Origin of the sequence: Streptomyces sp. NPDC007863, from assembly GCF_040633895.1 — a bacterium.
Lineage (GTDB): Bacteria > Actinomycetota > Actinomycetes > Streptomycetales > Streptomycetaceae > Streptomyces.
Genome location: NZ_JBEYEI010000007.1, coordinates 14,212 through 37,731 on the forward strand (window position 1 = coordinate 14,212; position 23,520 = coordinate 37,731).

Annotated in this window: 23 protein-coding genes; 10 read left to right on the forward strand and 13 right to left on the reverse strand. The window is 74.5% G+C overall.

All coding sequences use genetic code 11. The features are described 5' to 3' along the window. Positions 1-3 precede the first annotated feature (3 nt). Positions 4-1,542, forward strand: coding sequence for a tripartite tricarboxylate transporter permease (locus ABZ621_RS12735; RefSeq protein ID WP_360603598.1), 1,539 nt, complete (start codon positions 4-6; stop codon positions 1,540-1,542). An 86-nt stretch (positions 1,543-1,628) separates the two neighbouring features. Continuing rightward, positions 1,629-2,078, forward strand: a complete 450-nt coding sequence (locus tag ABZ621_RS12740) for a DUF6299 family protein (protein ID WP_360603600.1) — start codon at positions 1,629-1,631, stop codon at positions 2,076-2,078. On the opposite strand, the gene ABZ621_RS12745 is transcribed toward ABZ621_RS12740, so the two are convergent. Continuing rightward, positions 2,071-2,556: a DUF402 domain-containing protein gene (locus ABZ621_RS12745; RefSeq protein ID WP_360603602.1), complete on the reverse strand. Its 486-nt coding sequence runs from the start codon at positions 2,554-2,556 to the stop codon at positions 2,071-2,073. The genes ABZ621_RS12740 and ABZ621_RS12745 overlap by 8 nt on opposite strands. Continuing rightward, a complete protein-coding gene (locus tag ABZ621_RS12750; protein WP_360603604.1) occupies positions 2,537-3,457 on the reverse strand; it encodes a GNAT family N-acetyltransferase in 921 nt (306 codons plus the stop codon). The genes ABZ621_RS12745 and ABZ621_RS12750 overlap by 20 nt, the downstream gene beginning before the upstream one ends. A 73-nt stretch (positions 3,458-3,530) precedes the next feature. Between ABZ621_RS12750 and ABZ621_RS12755 the strand changes: the two genes are divergently transcribed. Then, a complete protein-coding gene (locus tag ABZ621_RS12755) occupies positions 3,531-3,908 on the forward strand; it encodes a GntR family transcriptional regulator (protein WP_169092509.1) in 378 nt (125 codons plus the stop codon). 44 nt (positions 3,909-3,952) lie between these two features. Here the strand turns inward: ABZ621_RS12755 and ABZ621_RS12760 are convergent, their stop codons facing one another. The 4 genes from ABZ621_RS12760 to ABZ621_RS12775 all read right to left on the reverse strand — a co-directional run bounded on the left by ABZ621_RS12760 (position 3,953) and on the right by ABZ621_RS12775 (position 8,083). Further along, positions 3,953-5,068 (reverse strand): DUF5925 domain-containing protein, encoded by a 1,116-nt coding sequence (locus ABZ621_RS12760; protein ID WP_360603606.1) that lies wholly within the window; start codon positions 5,066-5,068, stop codon positions 3,953-3,955. A 71-nt stretch (positions 5,069-5,139) separates the two neighbouring features. Continuing rightward, positions 5,140-5,904 carry a polysaccharide deacetylase family protein gene (locus ABZ621_RS12765; RefSeq protein WP_360604136.1) on the reverse strand — a complete coding sequence of 255 codons (765 nt, stop codon included), beginning with the start codon at positions 5,902-5,904 and terminating at the stop codon, positions 5,140-5,142. A 299-nt stretch (positions 5,905-6,203) separates the two neighbouring features. Next, positions 6,204-7,250 carry a glycosyltransferase family 2 protein gene (locus ABZ621_RS12770; RefSeq protein WP_360603608.1) on the reverse strand — a complete coding sequence of 349 codons (1,047 nt, stop codon included), beginning with the start codon at positions 7,248-7,250 and terminating at the stop codon, positions 6,204-6,206. Continuing rightward, positions 7,247-8,083: a glycosyltransferase family 2 protein gene (locus tag ABZ621_RS12775; RefSeq protein WP_360603610.1), complete on the reverse strand. Its 837-nt coding sequence runs from the start codon at positions 8,081-8,083 to the stop codon at positions 7,247-7,249. The genes ABZ621_RS12770 and ABZ621_RS12775 overlap by 4 nt, the downstream gene beginning before the upstream one ends. Positions 8,084-8,721: 638 nt before the next feature. Here ABZ621_RS12775 and ABZ621_RS12780 point away from each other — a divergent pair. Further along, complete coding sequence (locus tag ABZ621_RS12780; RefSeq protein ID WP_360603612.1) at positions 8,722-9,528, forward strand: SGNH/GDSL hydrolase family protein; 807 nt, start codon at positions 8,722-8,724, stop codon at positions 9,526-9,528. Here the strand turns inward: ABZ621_RS12780 and ABZ621_RS12785 are convergent. Then, complete coding sequence (locus ABZ621_RS12785) at positions 9,512-10,528, reverse strand: protein kinase (RefSeq protein ID WP_360603614.1); 1,017 nt, start codon at positions 10,526-10,528, stop codon at positions 9,512-9,514. The two genes, ABZ621_RS12780 and ABZ621_RS12785, sit on opposite strands and share 17 nt — an antisense overlap. 297 nt (positions 10,529-10,825) lie before the next feature. Here ABZ621_RS12785 and ABZ621_RS12790 point away from each other — a divergent pair, with 297 nt between their 5' ends. Further along, positions 10,826-11,098 carry a hypothetical protein gene (locus tag ABZ621_RS12790; RefSeq protein ID WP_360603616.1) on the forward strand — a complete coding sequence of 91 codons (273 nt, stop codon included), beginning with the start codon at positions 10,826-10,828 and terminating at the stop codon, positions 11,096-11,098. Between the two features lie 113 nt (positions 11,099-11,211). On the opposite strand, the gene ABZ621_RS12795 is transcribed toward ABZ621_RS12790, so the two are convergent. The 3 genes from ABZ621_RS12795 to ABZ621_RS12805 all read right to left on the reverse strand — a co-directional run bounded on the left by ABZ621_RS12795 (position 11,212) and on the right by ABZ621_RS12805 (position 14,218). After that, a complete protein-coding gene (locus ABZ621_RS12795) occupies positions 11,212-12,408 on the reverse strand; it encodes a CaiB/BaiF CoA-transferase family protein (RefSeq protein ID WP_360603618.1) in 1,197 nt (398 codons plus the stop codon). A gap of 98 nt (positions 12,409-12,506) precedes the next feature. Beyond that, a complete protein-coding gene (locus tag ABZ621_RS12800) occupies positions 12,507-13,283 on the reverse strand; it encodes an ABC transporter permease (protein ID WP_360603620.1) in 777 nt (258 codons plus the stop codon). Further along, entirely contained in the window at positions 13,280-14,218 is a 939-nt protein-coding gene (locus ABZ621_RS12805) for an ATP-binding cassette domain-containing protein (protein WP_360603622.1), read from the reverse strand. Before ABZ621_RS12805 ends, ABZ621_RS12800 begins: the two co-directional genes overlap by 4 nt. 60 nt (positions 14,219-14,278) lie before the next feature. Here ABZ621_RS12805 and ABZ621_RS12810 point away from each other — a divergent pair, with 60 nt between their 5' ends. Continuing rightward, on the forward strand, positions 14,279-15,022 hold the full coding sequence (locus ABZ621_RS12810) for a TetR/AcrR family transcriptional regulator (RefSeq protein ID WP_360603624.1): 744 nt from the start codon (positions 14,279-14,281) through the stop codon (positions 15,020-15,022). Here ABZ621_RS12810 and ABZ621_RS12815 read toward each other — a convergent pair. The 3 genes from ABZ621_RS12815 to hmgA form a co-directional block, all read right to left on the reverse strand. After that, positions 15,009-16,238: a type ISP restriction/modification enzyme gene (locus ABZ621_RS12815; RefSeq protein WP_360603626.1), complete on the reverse strand. Its 1,230-nt coding sequence runs from the start codon at positions 16,236-16,238 to the stop codon at positions 15,009-15,011. The two genes, ABZ621_RS12810 and ABZ621_RS12815, sit on opposite strands and share 14 nt — an antisense overlap. 50 nt (positions 16,239-16,288) lie before the next feature. Further along, positions 16,289-17,038: a GntR family transcriptional regulator gene (locus ABZ621_RS12820; RefSeq protein WP_360603630.1), complete on the reverse strand. Its 750-nt coding sequence runs from the start codon at positions 17,036-17,038 to the stop codon at positions 16,289-16,291. Positions 17,039-17,103: 65 nt separating this feature from the next. After that, on the reverse strand, positions 17,104-18,417 hold the full coding sequence (hmgA, locus tag ABZ621_RS12825) for a homogentisate 1,2-dioxygenase (protein ID WP_360603632.1): 1,314 nt from the start codon (positions 18,415-18,417) through the stop codon (positions 17,104-17,106). Between the two features lie 167 nt (positions 18,418-18,584). Between hmgA and ABZ621_RS12830 the strand changes: the two genes are divergently transcribed. From ABZ621_RS12830 to ABZ621_RS12845, 4 genes are read left to right on the forward strand one after another with little or no spacing between them, the layout of a single operon-like run. Continuing rightward, the gene (locus tag ABZ621_RS12830) at positions 18,585-20,663 is read left to right on the forward strand and encodes a right-handed parallel beta-helix repeat-containing protein (protein ID WP_360603634.1); all 2,079 of its coding nucleotides are present in this window, start codon (positions 18,585-18,587) and stop codon (positions 20,661-20,663) included. Further along, the gene (locus ABZ621_RS12835; RefSeq protein ID WP_360603636.1) at positions 20,660-21,535 is read left to right on the forward strand and encodes a hypothetical protein; all 876 of its coding nucleotides are present in this window, start codon (positions 20,660-20,662) and stop codon (positions 21,533-21,535) included. Before ABZ621_RS12830 ends, ABZ621_RS12835 begins: the two co-directional genes overlap by 4 nt. Further along, positions 21,532-22,821, forward strand: coding sequence for a hypothetical protein (locus ABZ621_RS12840; protein ID WP_360603638.1), 1,290 nt, complete (start codon positions 21,532-21,534; stop codon positions 22,819-22,821). The genes ABZ621_RS12835 and ABZ621_RS12840 overlap by 4 nt, the downstream gene beginning before the upstream one ends. Positions 22,822-22,840: 19 nt before the next feature. After that, positions 22,841-23,488, forward strand: coding sequence for a TetR/AcrR family transcriptional regulator (locus ABZ621_RS12845; RefSeq protein ID WP_360603640.1), 648 nt, complete (start codon positions 22,841-22,843; stop codon positions 23,486-23,488). The last annotated feature ends 32 nt before the right edge of the window (positions 23,489-23,520 follow it).

Here is a 23,520-nt window from a genome sequence, read left to right on the forward strand (position 1 = left end):
CCCATGGATTCCCTGACCTCCCTGATGGACGGCTTCGCCACCGCCCTCACCCCGGTCAACCTGCTGTGGGCCGCCGTCGGCGTGCTCCTCGGCACCGCGATCGGCGTCCTGCCCGGCATCGGCCCCGCGATGGCCGTCGCCCTGCTGCTCCCGGTGACGTACGGCCTGGAACCGACCGGCGCGTTCATCATGTTCGCCGGCATCTACTACGGCGCCATGTTCGGCGGCTCCACCACCTCGATCCTGCTGAACACCCCCGGCGAGAGCGCCGCCGTCGTCGCCGCGATGGAGGGCCATCCGATGGCCAAGGCGGGGCGGGGCGCGCAGGCGCTCGCCGCCGCCGCGATCGGCCACTTCGCCGGCGGCATGATCGGCACGATGCTGCTCGTCGTCCTCGCCCCGACCGTCGCGGCCCTCGCCGTCGACATCGGCGCCCCCGACTACTTCGCCCTGATGGTCCTCGCCTTCATCGCGGTCACCTCGGTCCTCGGCTCCTCCCGGATCCGCGGCGTCGCCTCCCTGCTCATCGGCCTCACCCTCGGCCTGGTCGGCCTCGACCAGCTCACCGGCCAGCAGCGGCTCACCTTCGGCTCGCTCCAGCTCGCCGACGGCATCGACGTCGTCATCGTCGCGGTCGGCCTCTTCGCCATCGGCGAGGCCCTGTGGGTCGCCGCCCATCTGCGCCGCACCGCGGGCCGGCCCGTCCCCGTCGGCCGCCCGTGGCTGGGCCGCGAGGACCTGCGGCGCACCTGGAAGCCGTGGCTGCGCGGCCCGTTCCTCGGCTTCCCGTTCGGCGCGATCCCGGCCGGCGGCGCGGAGATCCCGACCTTCCTGTCGTACGTGACGGAGAAGCGGCTCTCGAAGCACAAGGACGAGTTCGGCAGGGGCGCCATCGAGGGCGTCGCCGGTCCCGAGTCGGCCGCCTCGGCCTCCGCCGCCGGCACCCTCGTCTCCATGCTGACGCTCGGCCTGCCGACGACCGCCGTCGCCGCGGTGATGCTCGCCGCCTTCCAGCAGTACGGCATCCAGCCGGGCCCGCTGCTCTTCGAGCGGGAGCCCGAACTGGTGTGGGGCCTGATCGCCTCGCTCTTCGTCGGCATGGTGCTGCTGCTCGCTCTCAACCTGCCGCTCGCGCCCGTCTGGGCGAAACTGCTGCGCATCCCGCGCCCGTACCTGTACGCCGGCATCCTGTTCTTCGCCGCCGTCGGGGCGTACGCGGTCGGCGGCGAGGCCCTCGACCTGGTCGTCCTGCTCGTCGTCGGCCTCCTCGGCCTCGGCATGCGCCGGTACGGCCTGCCGGTGCTGCCGGCGGTCATCGGCGTCATCCTCGGCCCGGCCGCCGAACAGCAGCTGCGCCGCGCCCTCCAGATCAGCGACGGCGCGGTCACCGGCCTGGTGAACACCCCGTTCGCGGTGACCGTCTACGCGGTCGTGCTGCTCCTGCTGGTGTGGCAGCCGCTGCGGAAGGCGCTGGCCCGCCGGCGCGGCGAGGCCCGGGCCGCGGAGTCGTACGACGATATAGAAGGCCCAACGCGCCGATGAAGGAGTGAGTTTCGGACAACGCGCGGCCGGATCCGGTATCCCTGGCGGGCGAAAGTCTCCCCCCACGTCGAAGGGACACCCCCCCCATGCGCGTCCGACTCGCCCTCGCCGCCGCCGCGCTCCTCGCCGCGGCCGCCGCCCCCCTCGCCCACGCGGGAGGGGCGGACGGCCCGGCCGCCGACCCCGCCGCCCGGCTCGCCGACTTCCTCACCGTCGACCCGGCCGGCCTCCTCGGCGCCGACGGCACCGTCACCCTCTCCGGCACCTACCGCTGCCTCGACGACAGCGCCGGACCGGTCTTCGTCAGCTCCACCCTCCGCCAGCAGGACCGTTCCGCCGGGATCGGCGGCACCCGGGCCGTCTGCGACGGGCTGCTGCGCACCTGGACCAACACCGCGGTGGTGAAGGACCCCGCCTACCAGCCAGGCGAGGCCCGCGTCGAGGGCACCCTCACGCAGCTCACCCCGACCGGCGACCTCGGCCTGCCCACGCCCGGCTTCCTCGCCAGGGAGGAGTCCAGGGTGACGCTCAACTAGCCGCGAGCAGCTCCACCAGGCCCCGGCGGCCCAGCCGTTCCAGCTCGTCGAGGGCGGCCACGGCCCGCTCTGCCGCCTCCGGATCGGAGACGGCGAGCCCGCTCGCCGCGAACTCGTCCTCGTCGAGCCGGAGCACCTCGCTGCCGTCCGCCGACACCCACAGGTCCAGATCCAGGTCCTCGACCGTCACCCCGGCCGCCCCGAACCCGGCCGGCCGGGTGATGTCGCAGTACCAGCCCTTGAGCGCGCCCTCCGCCGACCACACCTCCTTGACCGTGTACCAGCGGTCGGCCCAGTAGTGCTCGACGAAGACGTCACCCGGCTCGAAGCGCACGAAGCCGAAGTCCCGCACCCCCGGCGCCGCCCACGGGGCCCGCACCGACAGCCGGTTCGCCGACTCCGTCACCACCTCGGCCGGGTAGCGGATCTTCAGCCGCCCCGCCTTCCACAGCGCCACCTCAACCGAGCGCCCTGACATACCGCACCTCCGTCGCCCCGATCTCGTACCCGAACCACTCGTTGATCGCCAGCATCGGCCCGTTCCCGGCGTCGTTCCCGGTGAACGCCTCCACGCAGCCCGCCGCCCGCGCCCGGTGCAGCGACGCGTTCTTGGCGAGCTTGGCGAGCCCGCGCCCGCGGAAGGCCGGGGCCGTGCCCGTCATCCCCGAGGAGTACCGCCCGAGCCCGTCGGTCTGCGCGGCACTGAACGCGGCCGGCACCCCGTCCACCACCGCCACCGTCGTCAGCGCCCGGTCGTGCAGCGGGTGGTTCCAGGTCGTCTCCAGCCAGTGCGGGTAGTCGTCCAACTCGACCACCACATCGCTCGGTTCGTCCGCGGTCGTCGCCGCGTCCAGCTCGAACAGCGGCCGCGGGTCCGCCCCGAACTCCTCGGCCGACAGCAGCTCGACACCGGCCGGCGGCGTCCCGAGCGGCGGCAGGCCCGCCGTCAGGTCCAGCCGCAGGAAGTGCGCGGAACGGCTCGGCGCGTAGCCCCGCCGCTCCGCGTAGACCCGGTTCGCCGGCTCGTCGAGGACCCAGCTGTAGAGCGTCGTCGCCCCCCGCTCGGTCAGGTGCTCCTCGGCGGTGCGCACCAGCAGCGTGCCCGCGCCGAGCCCCTGACGGGCCGGGTCCACGTACACGTTGAGACGGCCGATGCCGGGCTCCGGGGAGTCGTGGGCGACCGAGACCTGCGCGGTCCCGATGACCTCGCCGTCCTCGGTCACCGCTACCAGCGGCCGGGCGTGGGCGTCGGGGTGGGCATGGGCCCAGTCGAAGGCCAGCTGCTCGGCGGTGGCCAGCAGGTAGGGGAGGGCGGCCCGCCGGACGCGGGCGAATCCCTCGGCGTCGTCGGGCCGTACGTCACGGACGATCACAGTCATGGGGCCGCACGCTACGGCCGGGGCCGCGCCGCCGCCTCCCATTTTCCGGCGGGGTGGGGGCAGAATCGGGTGGGTGACACTGACACTCGCCGTGGACCACCAGTCCACCACCGCCCCCTACGAACAGCTGCGCGCCCAGATCTCGGAACGCGCCCGGTCGGGCGGACTCCCGGTCGGCTACAAGCTGCCGACGGTCCGGGGACTAGCGGAGCAGCTGGGGCTCGCCGCGAACACGGTCGCCAAGGCGTACAAGGCGCTGGAGTCCGACGGGGTCATCGAGACCCGGGGCCGGCACGGCACCTTCGTCGCGGCGGCCGGTGACGCGGCCAGCCGCCGGGCCGCCTCCGCCGCCGCGCAGTACGCGGAGGAGGCCTACCGCCTGGGGCTCACCCGTGACGAGGCCGAGGCCGCGGTACGGGACGCGCTGCGGGCCGCGTACGACTCCGAGTGACGGGACGGGTGGTCCGCCCGGGGTCCGGCCCCGGGGGACCCCCCTCACAGATACAGACCCGGGGCGGGGGAGCGCTGCTCCGGCAGCTCGGTGGGGGAGGCCCCGCGCCGCAGCGCGAACAGCTCCGCCAGCGTGGCGCCCTCGGCCGGCACGCCCTCGTCGCGCCCCAGCCACGCCGCCGACTCGGCCCGGGTGAGCGGTCCGACCTCGATCCGGGCCAGGCAGCGGCCGGGGCGCACGATCGCCGGGTGCAGCCGCTCCAGGTCCTCGTTGGTGGTGAGACCGACCAGCACCTTCCGGCCCTGGCCGAGCAGCCCGTCGGTCAGGTTCAGCAGCCGGGACAGCGCCTGTCCCGTGGCCTCCTTGGCCCCGCCCCGGATCAGCTCGTCGCAGTCCTCCAGGAGCAGCAGCCGCCACCGCTCCTTCTCCGTGCCGTCGCCCTCCTCGCCGATCGCGATGTCCATCAGATAGCCGATGTCGTTGAAGAGCCGCTCGGGGTCGAGCACGCAGTCCACCTGGCACCAGTCCTGCCAGGACCGGGCGAGGGTGCGCAGCGCGGAGGTCTTGCCGGTGCCGGGCGGGCCGTGCAGCAGCAGGAGCCGTCCGGTGACGTCGTCCGGGGTGAGCTTCATCAGCCGGTCCATCGCCCCGGCCACCGGCGCCGTGTAGTTGGGCCGGGCGTCGTCCCAGGTGTCGGCGCTGATCCGGCGGGTCATCCGGCGCGGGCCGCGCTGCGGCGCCAGGTACCAGAAGCCCATGGTGACGTCCTCGGGCTCGGGCTCCGGCTCGTCCTTGGCGCCCTCGGTGGCCTCGGCGAGGATCCGCGCCGCGAGCTCGGGGTCGGTCGCCGTCACGGTGACGTCGGCGCGGTGCTTCCAGCGGGAGGAGAGGATCGTCCACCCCTCGCCCTCGGCCAGCACCGAGCTGCGGTCCTCGTCCTTGGCGCCCCACAGCACCCGGGCGCCGGGCGGCAGCAGGCTCGCGTCGGGCTTCGCCCGGTCCAGGGTGAGGCCGTGGGAGTGCGGCTGCTCCCCGGTGGTGAACCGGTCGAGGAAGAGCGCGTCCATGACGTCGCCCGGCGAGTCGCTGTCGTCGAGGTTGACCACGACCGGCAGCGGCGCCTTGTGCGGCCCGGACGGAACGGCGGGGGTGTCTGGCATGCCGCCATGATCCGCCAACCGCCCGGGCGGCGCACCGGGTTTTGCCGGGGCCGGGACCCGGTGCCCGCGCGTCAGATCCAGTGCCCGCGCAGCGCGCCGCGGGCCCTGCGGGCGAGCGCGTACCCCTTCGTCAGCGCCCGGTCGGAGGCGAAGTTCCGCCCCACGGCCCGCCCTTCGACGAGGCGGGTGAACTCCTCGACGGTGGTGGAGCGGCGCACGGTCACCCGTTCCAGGGCGTACGGCCCCTGGCGGCGGCGCGCGAGCGCGTTCCCGACCGCGAGGGCCTGGGCGAAGCCGGCCTCCCGGACGGCGGCCCGCACCCGGCGGCTGGAGTAGCCGTACGGGTAGGCGAAGGAGTCCGGCGCGGTGCCGAGCTCCTCGCCGACGAGCTCCCGGCAGCGCAGTGCCTCGAACCGCAGCCGTCGCGCGTCGAGCTGGTCCAGCTGCGGGTGGCTGTGGCTGTGCCCGCCGATCTCGGTGCCGGCGGCGGCCAGTTCGCGCACCTGCGCCCAGGAGAGCATGGTGTCCAGGGCGCCGCCGGTGGAGTGCCGGCCGGGCAGCCAGCCGCTGGTGACGAAGACGGTGCCCGGGAAGGAGTGCTTCGCCAGCACCGGCAGGGCGTACCGGTGCACGCCCTCGTACCCGTCGTCGAAGGTGACGAGCACCGGCCGGGGCGGCAGCCGTCCGCCGCTCCGCCAGGCGGCGGCGAGCGCGGCCGTGGTCACGGGCGTGAACCCCCGCCCGGCCACCACGTCCATCTGCGCGGCGAAGGCCTCGGGCGTCACCGAGAGCCCCAGCGTCGCCGGCGCCGGATCGGGCGCGACGGCGTGGTACATGAGGATGGGCACGGGCTCGGGCCCACCCTCGGGCCCGGCCTCGGTCAGGAGGTCACGCCCGACCCGGGGCCGGGCGCGAGCACCGGACCACGCCGCCCGGCGTACGGTCTCCGCCCCGCGTACGGTCTCCGCCCCGCGTACGGGCTCCGTCCCGTGTACGGGCCCGGCCTCGCCTGCGGGCGCCGCCCCGCGTCCGGCCTCGGGAGCGCCTCCGGGCTCCGCCCCCGTGGGGGAGTCGTTCCGGTCCGGGCCCGCGGGGTTCGGCGTCCCCTCCTGGCCCGCGCCGGCGGAGGTCGCGCTCACGCGGCCGCCTCCTTCGGTTCCGGGGTGCCGGTCCTGCGGGGTGCGTCCTCCGGGGTGATCGGGCCCCACGAGAAGGTGGGGGAGCCGCCGCGGCGGGCGCGGAGGGTGCCGAGGGCGTAGCCGCCGGCGGCGAGCGCCACGCCCGTGACGATGGCGCCGGCCCGGCCCGCGCCGCCGGCCCGGCCGAGGAGGGCGTCGCGCATCCCGCGCAGCACCCCGGCGGGCAGCACCCGGCTGGTGTAGCGCCGCTCGGACTCCAGGCCCTTGCCCGCGCCGACGCTCTGGGCGACGAGGGCCTTCGACAGGCCCTCCGCGTAGACCCGGGTGCGGAAGTAGGCGAAGCGCTCGCGGGCGGCCGGCACCTTGTGGTGGATGACCGCCCGGTCGTCGATGAGCAGGACCGCGCCCGGCACCGCGCCGGCCAGCCGGATGCAGAGCTCGGTCTCCTCGCAGCCGAGCGGGCGCCGGTCGCCGTCCCGGCCGATGCCGGTGGCGAAGCCGCCCGCCGCGTCGAAGGCGGCGCGCCGGAAGGAGGCGTTGCCGCCGAGGACGTTGCGGACCCGCACCCGGCCCGGGGGCAGCCCCCGGTACGTGCAGCCGACGACCCAGTCGAACTCCTCGGGGAACCAGACGGGCCGGCGGCCGGAGGCCCAGACGGGCAGCGTGCGCCCGCCGACGGCGACGACCTCCGGGTCCTCGTAGCCGGCCGCGAAGTGGTGGAGCCAGTCGCGCTCCGCCACCGCGTCGTCGTCGAGGAAGGCGACGAACTCGCCGCGGGCGGCGGCGATCCCGGTGTTGCGGCCGGAGGAGAGGCCGCGGGGGCCCGCGTTGGCGAGCACCCGCACCTCCTCGCGGTCGTCCGCGTACTCCTCGGTCAGCCGGTGGAGCAGCCGCTCGTTGTGGTCGACGACGAGCAGCGTCTCCAGCGGCGGCAGCGACTGTTTCCGGACGGAGTCGACGGCGGCGAGGATGTCCCCCCACCGCTCCTCCGTGTAGGCGCAGATCACCACCGAGAAGCGGGGCGGGGCCGTGCGGTCGCTCAAGAGACCTCTCCCCGGGGGACGTTGACCGAGAACGCGGCGGGGCGGCGGAGCGCCCGGGCGGCCCGGGGGACGCGCTTCTCCTTGAGGATCACCTTGAGGACGCGGAGGCCGTCGCGCACCGCGTTGAGGTTGCTGACGCCGTGGATCCGCAGGTACTCGTGGCTCGGGACCTCCTGGACCTTCAGGCCGGCCTTGACGACCCGGATGTTGATCAGGGTCTCGATCTCGAAGCCGGTGCAGTCGAGGGTGATCTTGTCGAGGCAGTGCTTCCAGAAGGCGTTGTAGCCGTAGCAGAGGTCGGTGTAGCGGGCGCCGAACTTGCGGTTGACGAGGGAGCAGAGCGCCCAGTTGCCGAGCCGGCGGATGCCGGTCATGTCGTCGGTGCCGCCGCCGTTGGCGAAGCGCGAGCCCTTGGCGAAGTCGGCGCCGCCGACGAGGGCGGAGACGTAGGAGACGATCTCCTGTCCGTCGGCCGAGCCGTCGGCGTCGACCATGACGATGATGTCGCCGGTGCAGGCGGCGAAGCCGCTGATCAGGGCGTCGCCCTTGCCCTTTCCGACCTGCTTGACGACCTTGACGCCGGGCCAGAGTTCCTTGGCGACCTCGACGGTGTCGTCCGTCGAATTTCCGTCGACGAGGACGACTTCGTGAATCCATTCCGGCAGTGTCTTGAACACGTACGGAAGATTTTCCGCCTCATTCATCGCGGGAATGACGACACTTACTGGCGGAGTGATCGCCAGATGGGACGTGATGGCCCGGTACTGGGCCGCTATTCGACTCGGCTCGGTGAATTCTCGGCCCGTGGCGGCCGGGCGCAGGAACGAGCTCATTGGGTCGGTCTCCCTCTCGTCCGGTGGGCGGCCCAACCCCTGGGCGGCCCGGTCGTGTGTCCGGTGCGAAAGGGGGGTTCTCGCCATCCCCGCACGGAAGCGATCTCCTTGCGATACCTGCGAGTTGGCATGACTGGCCGCGCGGTACCCGCGACTCGGCGCATACGGACACACCGAGCACGGCACCCCCCTACCGCGCCCCGCTCCGGGACCCCTCGACTGGTCGGCGTCTCCCCTAGAGCCGCTGTGCCGATGGACCGATGCGGGTGAGATGTACGACGGTATTGATGAATGGGACTGTATGGCAAGTCCCGCTGGTGCGGCCCGGTTTCTGACACTTTGGCGAGCGATTGACGCTCGTCGAAGCTCTCTTGGCGATCGGATTCGATCAATCCGTTTTCGGGGTGGGGGCGGTGGGGTTCCGCCGTGTTCCTGTGCGGGCGTGGGCGCCTGGGTCGTGATCCCGTTCGATCGCACGCGCGGAAGCGGATCCTACGGTTCCTCAGGTGGCCGGAAACCGACGGTCTCTGAGGGATGTTCACTCACTCTCCAGGGTCAGTTTTGACATGAACACTTCCGGAAAACCGGATCCGATGCTACTTCCTGGTAGCGCAGAGATCCTGCTACAGGGAGGTTCCATGAAACTGTCGCGATTCGCGGCCTTCGCGTCCTCGCTCCTGCTCGGTTCCGTCCTCGCCCTGACCGGGGCGGGAGCCGCGCACGCCGCCGAGTCCGCCGCCGTCGACTACGTGGCCCTCGGCGACTCGTACTCCTCCGGCGTCGGCGCCGGCAGCTACGACAGCGCCAGCGGCGACTGCAAGCGCTCCACCAAGGCATACCCGCGCCTCTGGGCCAACGCCAACGCCCCCTCGTCCTTCGCCTTCACCGCCTGCTCCGGCGCCGTCACCACCGACGTCACCACCAAGCAGCTCGGCCCGCTCACCTCCGCCACCGACCTCGTCTCGCTCACCGTCGGCGGCAACGACGCCGGCTTCGCCGACGTCATGACGACCTGTGTGCTCCAGTCGGAGTCCACCTGCGTCAACCGGGTGAACCAGGCGAAGGCCTACGTCGACTCGACCCTCCCCGCCCGCCTCGACTCCGTGTACAACGCCATTCGCGCCAAGGCCCCGGCCGCCCGGGTCGTCGTCCTCGGCTACCCGCGCTTCTACCAGTTGGGCGGCAGCTGCATCGCCGGCCTCAGCGAGACCGAGCGCGCGGCCATCAACGGCGCCTCCGACCACCTCAACGCGGCCGTCGCCAAGCGCGCCGCCGACCACGGCTTCGCCTTCTCCAGCGTCGTCCCGGCCTTCACCGGCCACGAGATCTGCTCCGGCTCGGCCTGGCTGCACAGCGTCAACTGGCTCAACATCGGCGAGTCCTACCACCCGACGGCCGCCGGCCAGTCGGGCGGCTACCTGCCGAGCTTCAGGAGCGCGGCGTAGCGGCGGGTCCCCCCACCTCCGCACCCGTACCCGCGGCGCCGGGAACGGCAGGAGCGGTGCTCGAAGCCCCGCCCCCGCCCGGACCGGCGCCCGGATCGTCGTCCCTGACGGCCTGCCAGACCAGCGCCCCCAGGATCACGAGCAGCCCCACGACGCCGGCGGCGACGACCACGCCCCGCCGGGGCCCCCGCCGCCGCACCGCGCCCGCGCGCTCCTCCGTACGCGCCCCGCGCACTCCACCCGGTCCCTCGTGCTCCCGATCCTCCGGCCGCCCCGGCCCGCGTTCCGGCCCGCGCCCCTCGGTCGTCACCTCGCCCCTCGGCCGCTCCCCGGCCCCGGCGACCCGCTCCAGTACCCGTACGGCCCCGGCCCGCACGCCCGCGTCCCGGTCGGCCAGGCCCGCCACCACCGGCGCCAGCGGTCCCGAACGGGGATCGGCGACCATCCCGCCCAGCAGCGCGGCCAGCGACCGCGCGTCCTCCTCGGGACCCGGCGGCGGCGCGTCCGGCGCGTCGCCCGGCGCCGAGGTCCCGGTCGCCACGCCCGTCACCACCACGCGTCCGTCGTTGGCGAGCAGCACCCGGTCCGGGCCGAGTTCGCGATAGGGGACACCGGCCGACCGTGCCGCCCGCAGCGCCGCGAGCACCCCGAGCGCGACCCGCGCCGCCTCCCGGTCCGGCAGCGGCCCGTCCGCCTCCAGGGTCTCCGCCAGCGTCAGCCCGCGGACCAGCTCCATCACGATCCACGGCCGGCCGCGCTCCACGACCACGTCGTACACCTCGGCCACGCCCGGGTCCGCGATCGACTCCGCGGCCCGCGCCTCGCGCTCCACCCGCGCGTACAGCGCCGGCTCCGCGCCCTCCGGAGTTCCCGGCGGGGCGTGCACCTCCTTGACGGCCACCTCGCGGCCGAGCGCCTCGTCCCGGGCGCGCCAGACGATTCCCGCCGCGCCCTCCGCGAGGGCGTCGAGCAGCCGGTAACGGCCCGCGATCAGCGTCATGGACCCACGGTAGCCGCGCCCCCGCCGGGTGGCGACCCACCCGGACGGACCTCGGTGGCGTAGATCACACCGGACGGCGGGGGCGGGGGTGGAGGGGAGGAGGGCAGGATGGTTCATGACGGTTCGGCAGGTGTTCGAACGCTGTCCAACTCGCCCTGGAATCAGATGGATTCGGAGAGTGAGCGTCAACCCCCGTACGAGTGTGGTGAATCCCGTCGGCGGGATACACGCGTGTCACTGTGGGGCGATAGGGTTAACCTGCCCGGGCCGGGTGCCCTCGTACGGGTGGGGAGTGACATGGAACAGATAACGATGCGCAGCAGGCCGCGCGTGCCTGCCATCACCTGCGGGAGCAGTGCGACCAGTTCGCGCCTCGACCGCCATCTCGCGGTGCTCGGCGGTCCCGCCGTGCCCCAGCGCGAGGTGGCCGAGGCGACGCTGCTCATGCGCGAACTGACGGCGCGTCGGCACGAGACGCCGGCCCAGAGCCCGCACGGCGGCCGCGCGCGCGTCTCGCTCTTCGCCCCGCTCCGCCGCCTCCGCCGCACCCTCTTCGGCGCCCGCCACTAGGCCTGCCCCAGGCCTGCCCGCCACCTGTACACACCCGCACGCCGAGAGCGCCGGACGCGTCCCCGCCCGTCCGGCGCTCCGTCGTGCCCCCGGGGACCCGGCCGCGGGGGCCGTCAGGCGATCACGCCGGACGCCCGCAGCTCCGCCAGCTCCGCGGCCGGCACGCCCAGCGCGGCCAGGACCGTGTCCGTGTGCTCGCCGAGGGCCGGGACCGGGCCCATGGGCGCCTCGGGGGCGTCGGGGAAGACGACCGGCGGCAGCAGGGACGGCAGCGGGCCGACGGGGGAGTCCACCGGGCGCCAGCGGTCCCGCGCGGCCAGCTGGGGGTGCCGTACCAGCTCCGCCACCGAGTTGAGCCGCGCGCAGGCGATGCCGGCCGCGTCCAGGCGCCGTACCGCCTCCTGGGCCGGCAGCGCGCCGAGCGCCGCCGCGACGGCCGCGTCGGTCGCCGCCCGGCCCGCGACCCGTGCCGCGTTCGTCGCGAACGCCGGGTCGTCGGCGAGCTCCGGCCGGCCGAGGACCCGCTCGGCGAGCCGCCGCCACTCCCGGTCGTTCTGCACCGAGAGCAGCACCTGGGAGCCGTCCGCCGTCGGATAGGCGTCGTAGGGGGCGATCACCGCATGCGCGAGCCCCGTGCGCGCCGGGGCCTCGCCTCCGTGCGCCCCGTGGTGCAGGGGGTGGCCCATCCACTCCGCGAGCGCGTCGAACAGCGAGACCTCCACGGGCCCGCCCCGGCCCGTCGTCCCGCGCCGCACGAGGGCGGCGAGGACACCCGTGTACGCGTACATCCCGGCCGCGATGTCGGCGGCCGGGATGCCGGACTTGACGGGCTGCTCCGGGGTGCCGGTGACCGAGACGAGCCCGGTCTCGCACTGCACGAGCATGTCGTACGCCCTCCGGTGCGCGTACGGGCCGTCGGGGCCGTACCCGGAGACGTCCACGGCGATCAGCCGGGGGTGCGCGGCGCAGAGCGTGGCCGCGTCGAGGCCGAGCCGGGCCGCCGCCCCGTGCGCGAGGTTCTGCACAAAGACGTCCGCGTCCGCCACCAGCCGCCCCACCAGCTCCCGGCCGCGCGGCTCCTTCAGGTCGACGGCGACCGACTCCTTGCCGCGGTTGCACCAGACGAAGTGCGAGGCCAGTCCCCGGGCCGCGGTGTCGTAGCCGCGGGCGAAGTCGCCGCCGTCGGGGCGCTCGACCTTGACGACCCGGGCGCCGAGGTCGGCCAGCTGCCGGGTGGCGAAGGGCGCGGCGACGGCCTGTTCGACGGAGACGACGGTGATCCCGTCCAGGGGGAGTGGCTGAGTGCTCATGCCCGCCTGCCTACCGCGCCCGGGCGGCCGCTGTCACCGGGATCTGGGTCACGCCGCCCGCTCGGGGGCGCTTCGGCCGCGCCCGGCCGGGGCCGGACTCAGCGGCGCCCGTACCGGCGGACCGCGAGCGGGGCGAGGACCGCGATCAGGCCGAGCGACCAGAGCAGCGAGCCCGCCACCGGGTGGGCCACCGGCCAGGCGGCGCCGTCCGGCACGGGGGCGTTGCCGCAGAGCGCGCGCACGGCGGTGGTGACGGCGGAGATCGGGTTCCACTCGGCGACCGTCCGCAGCCATCCCGGCATGCCGTCGGTGGGGATGTACGCGTTCGAGAGCAGCGGCAGCATGAAGGTGGCGCCGCCGAGCTGTCCGGCCGCCTCCTCGCTCTCGGAGGCGAGGCCGAGGAGGATGCCCGCCCAGGTGGCGGCGGAGCGGAAGAGCAGCAGCAGACCGAAGGCGCCGAGGGCGTCGAGGGCGGAGCCCTCGATCCGCCAGCCCATCGCGAGCCCCACCAGGACGAGCGGCACCATCCCGACGGCGCTGACCAGGAGGTCGGCGGCGGCCTGCCCGAGCGGCACGGCGGCCCGGCCCACCGGGAGGGTGCGGAGGCGGTCGGTGACGCCCCGGTGGGTGTCCTGGGCGGCCTGGAACATGCCGGTCATCAGACCGCCGGCGGCGGTCGCGACGAGCAGGCCCGGCACGAGGAAGGAGCGGTACTCGGCACCGGGCATGGCGAGCGCCCCGCCGAGGACGTAGCCGAAGAAGAGGAGGAAGACGATCGGCATCGTCATCGTCATGAGGGTGAGGGCGGGGGCGTGCCGGACGCGCCGCAGGTTGCGGCCGGCCAGGGCGGCCCCTTCGAGGGCCAGGGCGTTCACGCGGCGGTCTCCTTCCGTCCGGTGAGGCGCAGGAACACCTCGTCGAGGGTGGGCGGACGCAGCGAGGCGTCGACGATGTGGATCCCGGCGGCGTCGATCTCGCGGACCAGCCGGGGCAGGGTGAGGGTGGGGTCGGTGGTCACCGCGCCGACGGTGCGGCGTTCGGCGTCCAGGACCGGGGACGAGCCGGTCAGCCGGTCGAGGACCGCGGCGGCGGGCTCCAGCGGCCCGGCCCCGGCGAGGACCACCTCGGCGCGGTGGCCGACGAGCGCCTTGAGTTCGGCGGGGGTGCCGCGGTGGGCGGCCCGGCCGTCCTCGACGAGGACGATGTCGTCGGCGAGCCGGTCCGCCTCCTCCAGGTACTGGGTGGTGAGCACCACGGTCGTGCCCTGGCCGGAGAGCCCCCGGACGGCGTCCCAGACGGCCTCCCGGCTGCGCGGGTCGAGGCCGGTGGTCGGCTCGTCGAGGAAGAGGACCGACGGGCGGGCGAGGAGGCTCGCGGCGAGGTCGAGGCGCCGCCGCATGCCGCCGGAGTAGGTGCGGGCGAGCCGGTCCGCGGCGCCGGTGAGGCCGAACTCCTCCAGGAGCTCGTCGGCCCGGGCGCGCGGGAGCCGCAGCAGCCGGGCGAAGAGGCGCAGGTTCTCGGCGCCCGTGAGGTCGCCGTCGACGGAGGCGTACTGGCCGGTGACGGCGATCCGGCGGCGTACGGCGGCGGGGTCGCGGACGAGGTCGTGGCCGGCGATCCGGGCGCTGCCGGCGTCGGGCGCGAGGAGCGTGGTGAGGATCCGGACGGCGGTGGTCTTGCCGGCGCCGTTGGGGCCGAGGAGGCCGCAGACCGTGCCCTCGGCGACGGCGAGGTCGAGCCCGCGCAGCGCGTGGACCTCGCCGTACCGCTTCTCCAGACCCTCACTAAGTACAGCGTACGTAGTTGTCATGAGGGCACCGTACCTCACTACGTACGGTGTACGTAACTACGATGGAGGCGAGGTGATGAGATGGCGGGCCGAGCGGCCGAACCCGAAGTGATCTGGGCGCGCCCCGAGCGCGCCGGCCGAGGCCCCAAACCGGCCTTCAGCCGGCAGGACGTCGTCGACGCCGCCGTCCGCATCGCGGACGCCGACGGCATCGACGCGGTCTCCATGCGGCGGATCGCCGCCGAACTCGGCTGCGGCACCATGTCGCTCTACAACTACGTCCCCCGCAAGGAGGACCTGTACGAGCTGATGGTCGACGCGGCGAGCGCCGAGTACGCCTTCCCTGACCGGCCCAGCGGCGACTGGCGGGCCGACATGACCGACCTCGCCCACCAGACCCGCGCGATCATGTACCGGCACCCGTGGCTCTCCCGGGTCATGACCACCGCCTACGGCTTCAGCCCCAACGCCCTGCGCTACCTGGAGTGGTGCCTCGGCTGCCTGGTCCCGCTCGACGTGCCCGCCGGACTCAAGATGCAGCTCATCGCGATGGTCAACGGCACGGTCATGGCCACCGTCCGCAACGAACAGGCCATCGCCGAACGCGCCCGCGGCCTGCCGTGGACCGAGGAGGAGGAACAGGCGGTGCGCGGCGCCTACCTCATGGGCCAGGCGGCGAGCGGACGGTACCCGCACCTCGCCGCGCTGCTCGCCGAGTCCGCGGCCCCCGCCGACCCGGACGAGATCTTCGCCCTGACCATCGCCCGGCTCCTCGACTCCTTCGACACGGCGGACCCTGCCGGGGGGACCGTCACACCAGCATGAACTGGCCCCCCGGGCCCTCCTCCTGATGGTCGAGCACCGACGCCGGCCGGCGCGCCCGGTCCGGCACCGGCAGCACCCCGGCCGCCCGCAGCGCCGCCCGCCCCGGCCCGCCGCCGCGCGCCGCGAACGGCGCCCGCTCCGCCTCCCGCGCCCCGAGCAGCGCGAGCACGGTGATCAGGTCGAGGAGCTCGGAGGTCCACTCCTGCGGCCAGGCCGCCGGGCCGATCGCCTCCAGCGACCCCGCCTCGGCCGGCGCGGTCCGGCGGGCGAACCACTGCTCCAGGACCCGCACCCCGCCCACCCGGTACTCCCACGCCGCCTCGGGGACCGGCGCGATCCGGCCCTCGCCGACGCTCAGGACCTCGCCCCCGGAGTCGTACGCGAGCGATTCCGGGCGCGGCGGAAGAGCCGCCCGCACATACGGCCGGCGCCCGCCCGGCAGCCGGGGCCGCGCCCCGCTCAGCGCGCCCCGCACCTGGACGTCCAGCAGCTCCCGGCCGAGCGCCACGCCCGCCGCCCACGCCCCGGCGTCCGCCGGCAGCGGCACCCGGCATCCGGCGGGGGAGGGGACGGCGGCCGCGACGGCCCAGGCGAGCCAGTCGACCGGCTCCACCGCCCCGTACCGCTCCCGCAGGAAGCCCGGCAGTCCGGGCGCCAGGTTCGGCTCCGCGCCGCCCGGCCGCCGGAACAGCGGCCGGATCCGGCCCGGGCGGCCCGCCGGCGAACGCCCCTCGGGCAGCGCGCCGCTGACCAGGAGTGCCGGCCCGGCCGCCCCCGGCACGTACCCCTGCTCCACGGCGAAGAGCTGCGGCTCGCCCGCCACCCGCCACAGCTCGGGCCGGGCGGTGTCGAGCAGCCGGTGGTCGGGGAGCAGCCACTGCTCGTCGAAGGGCCCCGACAGCACCCGCACCGGCTCCGGACAGGGCCCGGACTCGCGCGCGAACCGGCCGGTCCCGGTCCGCTGCCCCGGCAGCGCCGCCACCGCCGTCCCCGTCGTCCGCGCCCGGCTCGGCCGGAACAGCGCCTCCCGCTCCTCGCCCTCCGCCGCCACCAGCCGGTCCCACCGGCCGCGCAGCGTCCGCGTGTCGGGCGCCACCACCCACGCCCGCCCGAACCGCAGCGGCGCCACCGACCACGGCATCAGCTCGTCGAGCAGGGGCGCGTCGTCGTCCGGCGGAAGGACCTGCTGTGGGAGAGCCTCTGTCACGCCCCGCATGCTAACGAGCGCGGAACGGAGGCGTCAGTGCGCCTCGCACCGTCACGGCCTCACTGCGCCTCGACCGTCACGGTGAAGGAGAAGCGGTCGCCGCGGTAGCGGATGCGGGCGACGTCGACGACCCGGCCGTCCTCGGCGTAGGTGACGCCGGTGTAGTGGAGGATCGGGGAGAGCAGCGGGACCTGGAGGAGCTCCGCCGTCTCCGGGTCGGCGAGGCGGGCCTCGACCGTGTCGGTGATGCGGCTGATCCGCACCCCGACGACGTCCCGCAGCACCTTCGTCATCGGCCACCGCTCCAGGTCCGCCGGGTCGATCGCGGCGGCGAACTCGGGCCGTACCGCGTTCTCCGCCCAGTTCGTCGGCTCGTCGCTCTCGCCGTCGGAGCGCAGCCTGCGGTACGTGACGACCTCGGCCACGTCCGGGAAGTACTCGGCGAGCTCGCCGGGCACCGGCACCGGGCCGTGGCCGAGGACCGTGGTCCGCTCGCCGGACTGCTGGGCCACGATCGCGTCGATCGAGCCGAGCAGCCGGCGCGGGGTGGAGCGCCGGGCGCCCGGCTCGATGAAGGTGCCGCGCCGCCGGTGCCGGCTGATCAGCCCCTCCTCCTCCAGCTCCTTCAGTGCCTGGCGCATGGTCAGCACGCTGACGCCGTAGTGCGCGGCGAGCTGCTCCTCGGTGGGCAGCCGCAGCGAGGCGTCGGGCGTGCGGCCCAGTATGGAGGCGCGCAGGGACTGCGAGACCTGGTACCACAGCGGCAGCTTGCGGTTCAGGACCAGCGAGTCGGGAGCGAAGGCGGTCACGGCGTTCTCCGTACGACGGCGCGGTGGGACGGCTGGGCGGACTCTACGCGGCCGGAAAGCGGACCCTACGGCCGGAAATGACGCTCCAGACCCTGCCACACGTCGTCGTAGCCGCGCTGCAGGTGGTCGGCGCCGGCGGCCTGCGCGGTCGCCGTCACCGGCCAGCGGGTCTCGAACATGAAGGCCAGGCCGTCGTCGATCTTCTGCGGCTTCAGCTCGGCGGCGCTCGCCCTGTCGAAGGTCTCCCGGTCGGGGCCGTGCGCGGACATCATGTTGTGCAGCGAGCCGCCGCCGGGCACGAAGCCCTCGGCCTTGGCGTCGTACGCGCCCTCGATGAGGCCCATGTACTCGCTCATCACGTTCCGGTGGAAGTACGGCGGCCGGAAGGTGTCCTCGCCGACCAGCCAGCGCGGGGCGAAGACCACGAAGTCGACGCCGGCCAGGCCGGGGGTGTCGGACGGCGAGGTGAGGACGGTGAAGATCGACGGGTCGGGGTGGTCGTAGGAGATCGTCCCGATGACGTTGAAGCGCCGCAGGTCGTAGACGTACGGGGTGTGGTTGCCGTGCCAGGCGACGACGTCCAGCGGCGAGTGGCCGTACGTCGCCGTCCAGAGGTTGCCGCAGAACTTGTTGACCACCTCGACCGGGCCCTCGACGTCCTCGTAGGCGGCGACGGGGGCGCGGAAGTCCCGGGCGTTGGCCAGGCCGTTGGCGCCGATCGGGCCGAGGTCGGGGAGCTGGAAGGGGGCGCCGTAGTTCTCGCAGACGTAGCCGCGCGCGGTCTCGTCGAGCAGCTCGACGCGGAAGCGGACGCCGCGCGGGATGAGCGCGACCTCGCCGGGGCGGGCGGCGAGCAGGCCCAGCTCGGTGCGGAGGAGGAGCCCGCCGTGCTCGGGGACGATCAGCAGCTCGCCGTCGGAGTCGCCGAAGACCCGCTCCATGGAGGCGTTGGCGTGGTAGAGGTGCACGGCCATGCCGGTCCGCTGGGTCGCGTCGCCGTTGCCGCCGAGGGTCCAGAGGCCGGCCAGCCAGTCGGTGCCGGGCGCCGGATCCGGCAGCGGGTTCCAGCGCAGCCGGTTGGGGTCGGCGACCGTCTCGGCGAAGGGCGCGGTGCGCACCGCGCCGTTGTCGGTCCGGACGAACGGCGGGTGGGCCGCCGAGGGGCGGATCCGGTACAGCCACGAGCGGCGGTTGTGCGCCCGCGGCTCGGTGAACGCGCTGCCGCTGAGCTGCTCGGCGTAGAGCCCGAGCGGGGCGCGCTGCGGCGAGTTGCGGCCCTCCGGCAGGGCGCCGGGGAGCGCCTCCGAACCGTGCTCGTTGCCGAATCCGGTGCTGTAGGTGAGCGCCTCGGCCGTCTTCCTGGCCTGCTCGGTCGTCATCGCCCGCTCCTGTCCTGAAAGAAATCCTATGGATGACCGTAGGATTCCGCGCCGCTCCCGTCAACGGGGCGGGGGCGACGGCGTGCGCGCCCCGGCCGGGAATCCTCCGGAATCCGGGCCGCGCACGGTGGGGTCAAAAAGATGAACAATGCTCTACTCTCGCGGCCATGTCGTGGACCAGAAGGCTCGTCTCCGTGCTCTCGGTCGTGCTCGCGGTGGTCGCCGCGGCCCTGTTCACCGCTCCCGTCGCCCAGGCGCACGAGGAGCGGCCCGTCACCTTCCCCGACGGCACCGGCAGCGTGCCGAAGCTCCGCACCGGCGAGCCCGACCTCCTCGTCTGCAAGACGGACCGGGCCGACTTCGAACGCCGGATCGCCGCCTTCCCCGCCGACCTCAAGGCCCGCAACCTGGAGCTCTTCGCCCGCTGCGGCCGCTCCGGCTACCGCCACCTCCAGCAGGCCGTCGACGCCGTCGACCGGCCCGGCGTGAACATCGCGATCCTGCCCGGCCTGTACGAGGAGGAGCCCTCGCTCCCCGCCCCGACCGGCGCCTGCGCCGCCCTGGACGCCCCGAAGTCCTCCTTCGGCTACCAGATCCTGTCCTACGAGCAGCAGGCCCAATGCCCGCACAACCAGAACCTGGTCGCGATCCTCGGCAAGAAGGACCTCCAGATCGAGGGCACCGGAGCCTCCCGCCTCGACGTCGTCATCGACGCCAAGTACACCAAGCTCAACGCGATCCGCGCCGACCGGTCCGACGGCGTCTACTTCCGCAACTTCACCGCCCAGCGCACCACTTTCAACTCCCTGTACGTGCTGGCCGCCGACGGCTTCGTCATCGACGACGTCCTCACCCGCTGGAACGACGAGTACGGCTTCCTCACCTTCGCCTCCGACCACGGCCTCTACAAGGACTGCGAGTCCTACGGCAACGGCGACTCCGGCATCTACCCCGGCTCGGCCTCGAACATCAACGACGGCCGCGGCTACGACGTCCCCCGCTACTCCATCGAGATCACCGGCTGCCGCAGCCACCACAACATGGTCGGCTACTCCGGCACCGCCGGGGACTCCGTCTGGGTCCACGACAACGAGTTCGACCACAACATGGGCGGCGCCTCCATGGACTCCGCCTTCCCCGGCCACCCCGGACTCCCGCAGAACCACGCGAAGTTCGAACGGAACCTGATCCACGACAACAACGAGGACTACTACCCGTACGTCGCCGACGGCACCTGCGCCAGGCCGCCCGCCGAGCGCGGCTACGAGAACGGCGTCGTCTGCCCCCAGATCTCCATGCCGCCCGGCTCCGGCATCATCACCGCAGGCGGCAACTGGAACCTCTACGAGGACAACTGGATCTACGGCCACGACCGCACCGCCTTCTACCTCAACGCCGTCCCCGCCTTCATCCGCGGCGAATCCGCCTGGTCCAAGCAGACCGACACCTCCCACCACAACCGCTACGCGAACAACCGCCTCGGCACCGACAAGGCCGGCAACCCCCGCCCCAACCGCACCGACGTCTGGTGGGACGGCCAGGGCCGGGAGAACTGCTGGCAGGCCGACACCGGCGCCTCCAGCCCCCGCACCCTGCCCGGCTGCGGCGCAGCCCGCGGCGAGGTCTCCGGCGCCACCGCCCGGCTCGTCGGCGAACCCGTCAAACTCGCCCAGCTCCTCGTCTGCGCCGACTACAACGTCCAGGCCCGCCGCCTGCCCGCCGGCTGCGACTGGTACGGCGCCCGCGGCCTGGAACGCGTCGAGGTCCAGCTCGCCCTCGCCGCCTCCCTCCTCCTCGCACTCGTCGGCACCGCCCTGTGGTGGCGCCGCCTGCGCGGCCGCCGCCTCGCCGCCGCCGCCCTCGTCACCGGCCTCGCCGGACTCGCCCTCGACGTCGCCGGCGCCACCCTCACCCTCACCTCCACGTACGTCCCCGCCCTCGCCCTCCTCCTCACCGGCGCCTGGTGGACCGCCACCGGCCTCCTGCTGCGCCCCACCCGCCCCGTCTTCGCCTGGACGACGGTCGCCCTCGGCCTCCTCACCCTCCTGGACGCCTTCGACAAGGCCGTCCTGATGATCCCCGGCATCCCCCTCAGCCCCGCCTGGCTCCGTCTCCTCCTCGGCGCCGTCTGGGTCCTCTGGGCCGTCATCGCCGCCGGCACCCGCCCCGCCCCCACCGCCCCCACGCCCACGCCCGCGGCCGAGGAACACGAGGCCGGGGCGCCCACCGAGGAGCCCGCCGCATGACCCGCCCCGCAGCCCCCTCGGACGCCCGCCCCGCACCCGGCCCCGCAGCCGCCTCCGCGCCCCGCCCCGCGCCCCGCCGCCGTACGGCTCCGCTCGCGGCGGCCGGGCTCGCCGCCGTCCTGCTCCTGGCCGCCGGCTGCGGCGACCGGCCCACCACCCACCACAAGCCCGGCACCGGCCACGAGCAGGCCACCGGCGCGGCCGGCACGCTGCTCGCCGCCCGCGACGACTCCGGCCACCGCCTGCGCGACCTGCCCGCCGCCGACGCGCCCGCCGTCCGCGCCGAGGCCCACCCGGACACCGAGGGCGGCTGGAACGTCCACCTCACCGTGGAGAGGTTCCGCTTCACCCCCGAGTCCACCGGCGGCGCCGCCCTCACCGGCCGCGGCCACGCCCGCCTCCTCGTCGACGGCCGCGAGACCGCCCGCGCCTACGGCCCCTGGCTCCACCTCCCGCCCGGCGCCCGCACCCTCACCGTCCGTCTGCACGCGGACGACCACACGGTCTGGTCCGTCTCCGGCACCCCCGTCCAGACCACCCTCACCCTCGCCTTCCCGGCGCCCTCCACACCCTCGGCCACCCCTTCTCCTTCCCCTTCTCCTTCTCCCGACGGCCGCACCCTCGACATCCGCGTCACCGGCTCGACCGTCGCGCCGGCCCCCTCCAGGGTCGAGCTGAGGAAGGGGGAGCGGATCACGCTGCGCGTCACCTCCGACCGCGCCGACACCGTGCACGTCCACGGCTACGACCGCGAGGCCCCCCTCGCGCCCGGCACGCCCGCCACCCTCACCCTGACCGCCGACCGCACCGGCCTCTTCGAGGTGGAGACCCACGAGTCCGGACTCGTGCTCACCCAACTGGTGGTCCGATGACGGGAGTCCGGACCGCCGCCCCGCCCCTCCCGCTCGCCCACGGCGTCGGCGCCCAGCACGACCTGCCCCTCTCTCCCTTCTACGCGTACGCCGGCGCCTTCACCGCCCTCCTCGTCTCCTTCCTCGGCCTGGCCCTCCTCTGGTCCTCCTCCCGCTTCCGCGGCGACCGCGCCGGCCGCCCCCTGCCCGCCTCCCTCCAGCGCCTCGCCGACGCCCCCGCCACCCGCACCGCCCTCCGCCTCCTCGGCGCCGTGCTCGCCCTGTTCTTCCTCGCCCACCTCCTCCTCGGCCCCGACGACCCCGACCGCAACCCCGCCCCCGGCGCCCTCTACGTCCTCCTCTGGGTCGGGCTCGTCCCCGCCTCCCTCCTCCTCGGCCCCGTCTGGCGCCTCCTCAACCCGCTGCGCGCCCTCCTCTCCCTCCGGCCGCCGCGCACCCCCCGGCCCGTCCCCGCTGCCGTCGGCATCCGCCCCGCCGCCGCCGGACTCCTCCTCTTCGCCTGGCTCGAACTCGTCGCCCCCGACAACACCTCCCGTCCCGTCCTCCTCGCCGCCCTCGCCGTCCACCTCACCGTCCAACTCCTCGGCGCCGCCCGCCACGGCGCCGACTGGTTCGCCCACGCCGACCCCTTCGAGGCCTACTCCTCCCTCCTCGCCCGCCTCTCCCCGCTCGGCCGCCGCGCCGACGGCCGGCTCGTCCTCCGCTCCCCCTTCGACGGCCTCGACTCCACCCCCGAGACCCCCGGACTCGTCGCCACCGTCTGCGTCCTCCTGGGCACCACCGCCTACGACGGCCTCTCCGACAACCCCCGCTGGATCACCACCCTCCAGACCTCCTCACTCGGCCCGACCGCCACCGCCACCCTCGGCCTCCTCTGCGCCGTCGCCCTCGCCGCCGCCTGCTACGGACTCTGCGCCGGCACCCTCCGCCTCCTGAACCGCGCCCTCACCACGCCCCTCACCTCCTTCGCCCACTCGCTGCTCCCCATCGCCCTCGGCTACCTCACCGCCCACTACTTCTCACTCCTCGCGGTCGAAGGGCCACGTACCGTCATGATGGCAGCGGGCACTGACAACGCCCCCTCGCCCGCTCCGCCGCTGGGCTCCGCGGGCCTCGCGGTCCTCCAGGTCGCCGCGATCGTCACCGGCCACGTCCTCGGCGTCGTCGCCGCCCACGACCGGTCCGTCCGCCTCTTCCCGCCCGCCAAGGCCGTCGCGGGCCAACTCCCGCTGTTCGCGCTGATGATCGCGTACACCCTCGGCGGCATCGGGCTGCTCATCGCCTGAACAGGATCGGAGCGGCATCATGGACCCCGTGCCCCAGACCCGCCCGCACGACGCGCCCCCCGCGCTCCGCCGCACCCCCGTCCAGCAGCGCAGCGCCGAGCGGCTCGCCCGCATCCTCGACGCCTGCGCCGGACTCCTCGACGAGACCGGCTACGAGCAGCTGAGCACCCGGGCCGTGGCCGTCCGCGCCGGCGTCCCGATCGGCTCCGTCTACCGCTTCTTCGGCAACAAGCGGGCCATGGTCGCCGCCCTCGCGCACCGCAACCTCGACCGGTACGCCGAGCGGATCGCCGCCCGCTTCGAGCGGACGCCCGTCCTCGACGAGCACTCCGCCATCGACGGCGTCCTCGACGAGTTCATCGCGATGAAGCGGAGCGTCCCCGGCTTCGCCCTCGTGGACTTCGGCGTGCCCGCCGCCGAGGAGACCGGCGAAGGGGCCGCCGAAGACCCCAACGGCATGGTCGCCGAGCGGATCTGCGGCCTCCTCGCCACCCACCTCGGCCGCACCGCCGACGAGACGCTGCGGCGCAAGGTCCTCGTCGGCGTCGAGACCGCCGACACCCTGGTCCGCCTCGCCTTCCGCGCCGACCCCGCCGGTGACCCGGCGCTCATCGGCGAGACCCGACAGCTCCTCCACGCCTACCTCGCGCCCTCCCTCGCCGGCTGAGCGCGGGCGGTGCGCGCCGCGACACCCCTCCC